The organism is Sunxiuqinia dokdonensis, assembly GCF_001270965.1.
Classification (GTDB): Bacteria; Bacteroidota; Bacteroidia; order Bacteroidales; family Prolixibacteraceae; genus Sunxiuqinia; species Sunxiuqinia dokdonensis.
This window is the reverse complement of the sequence record NZ_LGIA01000132.1, coordinates 1-1449: the sequence shown is the minus strand read 5'-3', so window position 1 is coordinate 1449 and position 1449 is coordinate 1. Positions and strand designations below refer to the sequence as shown.

1 protein-coding gene is annotated in these 1449 nt (G+C 50.4%); it reads left to right on the top strand.

Going from position 1 to position 1449, the window contains the following annotated elements; all coding sequences use genetic code 11:
- Positions 1–1443: GH92 family glycosyl hydrolase (locus NC99_RS07900; protein WP_162231177.1), on the top strand; the 1443-nt coding region annotated here is incomplete at its 5' end.
- Positions 1444–1449: the final 6 nt, after the last annotated feature.

Genomic DNA, 1449 nt, shown 5'->3' with positions numbered 1-1449 from the left:
GAGAAAGGCGCAGCCAGCTGGAACAAGGAGCTGTCGCGCATTCAGGTGGAAGGCGGAACCGACGATCAAATCAAAACATTCTACTCGTGCCTGTACCGCGTGTTGCTTTTTCCACGGAAGTTTTACGAGTATGACGAAAATGGCGACGTGGTGCATTACAGCCCCTACAATGGCGAAGTGCTGCCGGGCTACATGTTTACCGACAACGGTTTTTGGGACACTTTCCGCGCCGTTTTCCCTTTCTTCAATTTGATGTATCCCTCGCTGAACGAGAAAATACAGGAAGGCCTGGCCAACACCTACAAGGAAAGTGGCTTTTTGCCCGAGTGGGCCAGCCCTGGCCACCGCGACTGCATGATTGGCTCGAACTCGGCCACCATTGTTGCCGACGCCTACCTGAAAGGATTGCGTGGTTACGACATTGAAACCCTGTGGGATGCGGTGGTGAAAAATACCACACACGAAGGTCCGGTGAGCTCGGTTGGCCGTTATGGCGTTGATTATTATAACGAGTTGGGTTACATCCCCTACAATGTTGGGGTGAACGAAAACGTGGCCCGAACCCTGGAATATGCCTTTGCCGACTACTGTGTGTACCAACTGGGTAAAGCCCTGGGCAAACCGGAAAGCGAAATCGAGATTTTTGCCAAGCGGGCGATGAATTATAAGAATGTATTTGACAAGGAAAGCAGCTTGATGCGCGGTCGCAATGAGGATGGTTCCTTCCAGGCACCGTTCAGCCCTTTTAAGTGGGGCGATGCCTTTACCGAAGGCAACAGCTGGCACTACACCTGGTCGGTTTTCCACGATGTGCAGGGATTGATCGACCTGATGGGAGGCAAGCAGGAGTTTGTTACCATGCTGGATTCAGTGTTTACCGTTCCGCCTGTTTTCGATGAATCGTACTACGGGCAGGTGATTCACGAAATCCGCGAAATGCAGATCATGAACATGGGCAATTATGCGCACGGCAACCAGCCCATTCAGCACATGATTTACCTGTACAATTACGCCGGGCAACCCTGGAAAACGCAGCACTGGCTTCGCGAAGTGATGGACCGCCTGTACACGCCACAAGCCGACGGGTATTGCGGTGACGAGGACAACGGGCAAACTTCGGCCTGGTACGTGTTTACTGCCATGGGCTTTTACCCCGTAGCTCCGGCAACCGACGAGTATGTCATTGGTGCGCCACTGTTTAAAAAAATTACCGTGGAGCTTGAAAATGGCAAAACCATCAGTATTGAAGCACCCAAAAACGGGAAAGATAACCGTTACGTTGACTCTATCGATTTGAACGGCAAGTCATACAGCAAAAACTACTTTAAATATGATGAGCTGATGAAAGGCGCCAAAATCAATTTTGATATGAGCGCTGAACCCAACAAAAAGCGGGGAACCAAAGCATCCGATTTCCCCTACTCGTTTTCGAATGAAAAATAGTTGATT